We start from the raw sequence: 6142 nt of genomic DNA, 5'->3' as shown, positions 1-6142 counted from the left end.
GCCGCGGCCGCCCGTCTTGACCTGTGCCTTGACGACGACGCGGCCGCCGTCGACCCCGGCGCCCAGCCGCTCGGCGGCGGCACGGGCCTCCTCCGGCGTCTCGGCCACCGCGCCGTCCAGCACGGGCACGCCGTGCGCGGCGAACACGTCCCTCGCCTGGTACTCGAAGAGGTCCACAGGCCTCCGTCCAATTGGGTACGTCCCGGCCGCCCGGTCGTACGCCGGCGCGGCCGCTGTCCGTCGGCGAGGTTAGTCCCGCCTACCTGCTGCGGCCGAATCGGGGCGGGCCTGCCCCCGACCTTCCGCGACGGTTGGGGAAGAAGTGACGGGGCTCTACTCGTTACCGATTTGTCCGAAACAGGGATGTGGGGACCGGGGCGACGGATCGCCCCAGGACCGCGTAGCCTGTCCCCCGATGCGCCCGGCCGACCGGGGCCTGCGGCTCCGGCCCGAGCCCTGCTGCGCCGGCGCGGACCCGGCTCCTGCTGGTCGTCGGCCGCTGTTCCCGGCGGCTGGTCGACTGCTGGTCAGAACGCTGCTTGATGCCCTGCCCTGCCGACGCGAGAAGGACGGTCTGTGAGCGCTCGTCGTACCGCCGGCAAGCACCGTCGGCCCGGCAGGCACCGCAGCCCCGCGACCGGGAGCCGCCCGAGCCCGCCCGTCCTGTTCGGGACCGCGGTCGTCGCGTCCGCCGCGGCCTACGCGTTCCAGGTTCCCGCTGCCACCGGTGATGACACCCGCCGGGCGCCCTCGACCTCCACGGACCTCGCCGCCCCCGCGCTGAGCACCCGGACGGCGGCCACCCCGACGCCCACGCCGACGCTCGCCAAGACCCCGGTGACGCGCCCGTCGTCCAAGCCCACGGCTCCCGACACCCCCTCGGCGGCCGCGTCGACCCCGGCCGCCGAGGCGAGCGCAAAGCCCACCCGGCGAGCCCAGCGCGCGACGCGCAGCAGCAAGCGGGCCAGCCTGACCTCGCTCGCCCGCGCCCGCCGCGCCTGGGTCGAGCCGCTGAGCGGCTACCGGATCACCGCGCACTTCGGCCAGCGCGCGAGCCTGTGGTCCAACGGCCACACCGGCACCGACCTGGCCGCCCCGACCGGCACGCCCGTCCACGCGGTCGGCGACGCCGTCGTCGTCTCGGTGGGCTACGACGGCGCGTACGGCAACAAGATCGTCCTGCGCCACAACGACGGCACCGAGACGTGGTACGGCCACCTGTCGGCCACTCTCGTCGACGCCGGGCAGAAGGTGATCGCCGGCACGCTCATCGGCCGCGTCGGCGCGACGGGCCACACCACCGGGCCGCACCTGCACCTCGAGGTCCGCCCCGGCGCCGCCGACCCGGTCGACGCGGAGTCGTGGCTGCGCGAGCACGGGGTCGTGCTCTAGGCAGCTGGCGTCGGCCCGATCCGGGTCTCAGCAGGCTTTCGAAGAAGGCCATCTCCTCGTGACAACGCGCCAGGAGGTGGCCTTCCTCCGTCTCCGGCCGCTGTGTCCGGCTCCTGTGTCCGGCTGTTGTCCCGGTCGGCTACAGCTTCTCCACCGGGGCGTAGCGCAGCAGCAGCCGCTTCGTCCCGGACGCCCCGAAGTCGATCGTCGCCTCGGCCTTCTCCGCGACGCCGGCGGTGGCGACGACGGTCCCCAGCCCGAACGTGTCGTGGGTGACCTTGTCGCCGACGCTCAGCGAGACGACCTTGCGGTTGCCGGGCGACTTGGCCGTGGGCCGCGCCGCGGCGACGGCGAGCGCCGACGGCGGGGCCGCGCGCGAGGGCTCGACCCGCTTCCAGTCGGTCAGCTGGGACGGCACCTCGTCCAGGAAGCGCGAGGGCGGGTTGTAGGACGGCGCGCCCCAGGAGCTGCGGACCAGGGCACGGGAGATGTAGAGCCGCTCGCGCGCGCGGGTGATGCCGACGTACGCCAGCCGGCGCTCCTCCTCGAGCTCCTTGTCGTCGCCGAGGGAGCGCATGTGCGGGAAGACGCCGTCCTCGAGCCCGGTGAGGAAGACGACGGGGAACTCCAGCCCCTTCGCCGTGTGCAGTGTCATCAGCGTCACGACCCCGCTGTCCTCCGCGCCCTCCGGGATCTCGTCGGAGTCCGCGACGAGCGCCACGCGCTCGAGGAACCCGGCGAGGCCGCCCTCGGGGTCGGAGGTGGAGTACTCGCGCGCGACGGCCACGAACTCCTGGAGGTTCTCCAGCCGGGTCTGGTCCTGCGGGTCGCTGGAGCGCTGCAGCTCGAGCAGGTAGCCCGACTGCTCGAGGATCGCCTCGAGCAGCTCAGCCGGCTCCGTGCCGGCCTCGACGAGGGTGCGCAGCCCCTCCATCATCCGGTTGAACTCCGAGATGTTGGTCAGTGACCGCGTCGCCAGCCCGGGGGCGTCGGCCGCGTGCAGCAGCGCCTGGTTGAACGTGATGCGCTCGCGCGACGCCAGCGCCTCGATGCAGGCCTCGGCCCGGTCGCCGATCCCGCGCTTGGGTGTGTTGAGGATGCGGCGCAGCGACACCGAGTCGGCCGGGTTGGCCAGGGTGCGCAGGTAGGCGAGGGCGTCGCGTACCTCCTTGCGCTCGTAGAACCGCACCCCGCCGACGACCTTGTAGGGCAGGCCGACGCGGATGAAGACTTCCTCGAACACACGCGACTGGGCGTTGGTGCGGTAGAACACCGCGACGTCGCCGGGCTTGGCCAGGCCCTCGTCGGTCAGCCGGTCGACCTCGTTGGCCACGAACGCGGCCTCGTCGTGCTCGTTGTCGGCGACGTAGCCGACGATCGGCGCCCCGTCGCCGGACTCGGTCCACAGCCGCTTCGGCTTGCGCCCGGCGTTCTTCGCGATCACGGCGTTGGCCGCGGACAGGATCGTCTGGGTCGAGCGGTAGTTCTGCTCGAGCAGGATCGTCTGCGCGTCGGGGTAGTCCTCCTCGAACTGGAGGATGTTGCGGATCGTCGCACCGCGGAAGGCGTAGATCGACTGGTCCGCGTCTCCGACGACGCACAGCTCCGCCGGCGGGGTCGCCTCCCCCGGCCGCCCGACCAGCTCGCGGACGAGGACGTACTGCGCGTGGTTGGTGTCCTGGTACTCATCGACCAGGATGTGCCGGAACCGGCGCCGGTAGTGCTCCGCGGCGTCCGGGAAGACCTGCAGGATGTTGACCGTCGTCATGATCAGGTCGTCGAAGTCCAGCGCGTTGGCCTCGCGCAGCCTGCGCTGGTAGAGCGCGTAGGCCTCGGCGAGCTTGCGCTCGAGGTCCGTCTCGGCCTTCGCGGCGTAGGCCTCGTGGTCGATCAGCTCGTTCTTGAGGTTGCTGACCTGGTTGCTGAACGACCGTGGCGGATAGCGCTTCGGGTCGAGGTCCAGCTCGCGGCAGACCAGCCCCATGAGGCGCTGGGAGTCGGCGGCGTCGTAGATCGAGAAGCTCGACGTGAAGCCGAAGCGGCTGATCTCCTTGCGCAGGATGCGCACGCAGGCCGAGTGGAAGGTCGACACCCACATGGCCTTCGTCCGGCCGCCGACCAGGCCGGCGACGCGCTCCTTCATCTCGCCCGCGGCCTTGTTGGTGAACGTGATGGCGAGCACGGCGCCCGGGTGCACGTTGCGGGCGGCGAGCAGGTGGGCGATCCGGTGGGTCAGGACCCGGGTCTTGCCGGACCCGGCCCCGGCGACGATGAGGACCGGCGAGCCCTCCGCGACCACGGCCGCGCGCTGCTGGGGGTTGAGCCCCTCGAGCAGGTCGGCAGGGCTCGCGCTGCGACGGGGGTGCGACGGCTCCGCCGACACGGCCGGGAGGTCGAGGACGAGGTCGTCGGGCAGGCTGCTCATCGTCCGTCGAGTCTAGGTCGCCCCGCCGACAGGCGGCGGGCTGCGCACACAGGCCTGGGCGCAGCCGGGGGCGCGGCTCCGCGCGCGGGTGTCAGCGCACGGGTCAGCGCGGAGCGCGCTGCTGCGGGCGCAGGGACAGCCCGAGCAGCAGCGCGGGCACGCACGCGGCGAGCGCCCAGAGCCACTCCCCCTGCAGGGCGCGGACCACGATGAACCCAAGGACCGCCGCGAAGATGACCGCACTGGCCAGCTGGCGGTAGCGGCGCTCGAGCAGGAACCGCCCGCCCAGCGCCATGAAGAGCAGGGTCCCGGGCAGCGACTCCCAGTCGCGCTGCAGCAGCGCCACGGCGAGCAGCGCGGCCGACCCCGCGATCAGGGCGAGCCCCAGGAGGCGCTCCGCGCGCTCAGCCAGGCTCCTGCGTACGCGCTGCTTCACAGGCCCTTTCTACCGGGTGCGCGCTCGTCCCGGGGTGCGCGTCGCTCGCTGGATCCGCCGCCGGGGGCACCGACCGGCGCGGCTGCGGCGCGTTCCCTACGATGCCGTCCGTGCCTGTGACGATCCCCGAGGACGAGGTCGAGCGCGCGCTCGTCATCGCCGCGCACCCCGACGACATCGACTTCGGCGCCGCCGGGACGGTCGCGCTCTGGACCGACCGCGGCGTGCAGGTGACCTACTGCATCTGCACCGACGGCGACGCGGGTGGCTTCGACCCCGCCGTGCCCCGCCGCGAGATCCCGGGCATCCGGCGCGCCGAGCAGGTCGCGGCGGCCCGCGAGGTGGGCGTCACGGACGTGCGCTTCCTCGGCTACAAGGACGGCCGGCTCGAACCGACGTTCGACCTGCGCCGGGACATCAGCCGGGTGATCCGGCAGGTCCGCCCGCAGCGGGCGATCGTCCCCAGCCCGGAGTACCGCTGGGACCGGCTGCCCGCCTCCCACCCCGACCACCGGGCCGCCGGCGAGGCCGCGGTCAACTCGATCTACCCGGACGCGCGCAACCCGTTCACCCACGTCGAGCTGCTGCGCGACGAGGGGCTGGAGGCGTGGACCGTGCGCGAGATGTGGATCATGGCGCACCCGAGCCCGGACCACGCCGTCGACGTGACCGACGTCGTGGAGCGCAAGCTCGCCGCCCTGCGCTCGCACGTCAGCCAGGTCGCCCACATCGACGGCTTCGACGACTTCGTCCGCGGGTTCCTGCGCGGCGACGCCTCGGTGCACGGCCTGCCGCAGGGACGGATGGCCGAGGCATTCAAGGTCGTCGCCTGCCCCTGAGGCCTCGCCCCGCTTAAGGTCGGCGCATGGACCTCGGCCTCACGGGCGCCCGCGCCCTCGTCACCGGCGGGAGCAGGGGCCTCGGCCTCGCCATCGCCGACACGCTCGCGGCCGAGGGCGCCTCCGTCGCGCTGCTCGCGCGCGGGGAGGAAGGGCTCGAGCGCGCCCGCGCGCAGGTCGCCCGCCACGGCACGCAGGTCGTGACCTACGCCGTCGACGTGACCGACGAGCCGGCGCTCGCCTCCGCCGTCGACGCGGTGGCGGAGCAGCTCGGCGGGCTCGACCGCGTCGTGGCGAACGCGGGCGGCACGGTGGGCGGCAACCTGCTCGACAGCTCGACCGCGGACTTCGCGGCCACGTTCGCCCTCAACGCCGGCCACTCCGTCACGGTCGTCAAGGCCGCCCACCCGCACCTGCTCGCGGCCGGCGGCGGCGCGGTCGTCCTCGTCACGAGCGTCAACGGCAGCAAGGTGGCGCCGCGCACGACCTACAGCGTCGCCAAGGCGGGCGAGATCCAGCTGGCGCGAGCCATGGCCCAGGAGCTGGCGGCCGACGGGATCCGCGTCAACGCCGTCAGCCCCGGCAGCATCTTCTTCGCCGGCGGCGGCTGGGACCGCTACCAGCAGGACGACCCCGCGGGCTTCGAGCGGTTCCGCGAGCAGGAGTTCCCGTTCGGGCGGCTGGGCCGCCCGGAGGAGGTCGCCGACGTCGTCGCGTTCGTGCTGTCGGACCGGGCGGGCTGGGTCACCGGAGCGGACATCGTCGTGGACGGCGGCCAGGGCCGCCCCAGCGCCCGCAGCTTCCGCTGACGGCCATGGCCCGGCACGTCGTCGTCCTGGGGGCGAGCGCCGCAGGGTGCTTCGCGGCCGCAGCGGCAGCGCAGGCGGGCGCGTCGGTCACGGTCGTCGAGCGGGACGTGCTTCCCGCCGCACCGGCTCACCGCCGCGGGGTCCCGCAGGACTGGCAGCCCCACGTATTCCTGCACCGCGGCATGCTCGCGGCGCAGGAGCTGCTTCCCGGCCTGCGGGAGGACCTGGTCGCCGCGGGCGG

At 73.7% G+C, this 6142-nt stretch carries 7 protein-coding genes; 4 read left to right on the top strand and 3 right to left on the bottom strand.

Annotation, left to right across the window (positions count from 1 at the left end):
• The coding region (locus tag G9H71_RS25615) for an ATP-grasp domain-containing protein (protein WP_407939781.1) at positions 1-177 on the bottom strand (177 nt) is incomplete at its 3' end.
• Positions 178-576: 399 nt separating this feature from the next.
• On the opposite strand from G9H71_RS25615, the gene G9H71_RS25330 reads away from it, so the two are divergent.
• A complete protein-coding gene (locus tag G9H71_RS25330; protein ID WP_331273157.1) occupies positions 577-1392 on the top strand; it encodes a M23 family metallopeptidase in 816 nt (271 codons plus the stop codon).
• Between the two features lie 139 nt (positions 1393-1531).
• Here G9H71_RS25330 and pcrA read toward each other — a convergent pair whose 3' ends face one another.
• Positions 1532-3817, bottom strand: a complete 2286-nt coding sequence (gene pcrA / locus G9H71_RS20550; RefSeq protein WP_166284649.1) for a DNA helicase PcrA — start codon at positions 3815-3817, stop codon at positions 1532-1534.
• Between the two features lie 103 nt (positions 3818-3920).
• Positions 3921-4253 (bottom strand): hypothetical protein, encoded by a 333-nt coding sequence (locus G9H71_RS20545; protein ID WP_166284648.1) that lies wholly within the window; start codon positions 4251-4253, stop codon positions 3921-3923.
• A 101-nt stretch (positions 4254-4354) separates the two neighbouring features.
• On the opposite strand from G9H71_RS20545, the gene G9H71_RS20540 reads away from it, so the two are divergent.
• The 3 genes from G9H71_RS20540 to G9H71_RS20530 form a co-directional block, all read left to right on the top strand.
• Positions 4355-5092 carry a PIG-L deacetylase family protein gene (locus G9H71_RS20540; RefSeq protein WP_166284647.1) on the top strand — a complete coding sequence of 246 codons (738 nt, stop codon included), beginning with the start codon at positions 4355-4357 and terminating at the stop codon, positions 5090-5092.
• A 26-nt stretch (positions 5093-5118) separates the two neighbouring features.
• On the top strand, positions 5119-5901 hold the full coding sequence (locus G9H71_RS20535) for an SDR family NAD(P)-dependent oxidoreductase (RefSeq protein WP_166284646.1): 783 nt from the start codon (positions 5119-5121) through the stop codon (positions 5899-5901).
• A 5-nt stretch (positions 5902-5906) separates the two neighbouring features.
• Positions 5907-6142, top strand: a 236-nt coding sequence (locus G9H71_RS20530; protein ID WP_331273155.1) for an NAD(P)-binding protein, incomplete at its 3' end; no start/stop codon positions are given.

Source organism: Motilibacter deserti, assembly GCF_011250635.1.
Taxonomy (GTDB): Bacteria; Actinomycetota; Actinomycetes; order Motilibacterales; family Motilibacteraceae; genus Motilibacter_A; species Motilibacter_A deserti.
The sequence above is the reverse complement of the archived record's forward strand: the minus strand, read 5'-3'. Positions and strand labels throughout refer to the sequence as shown.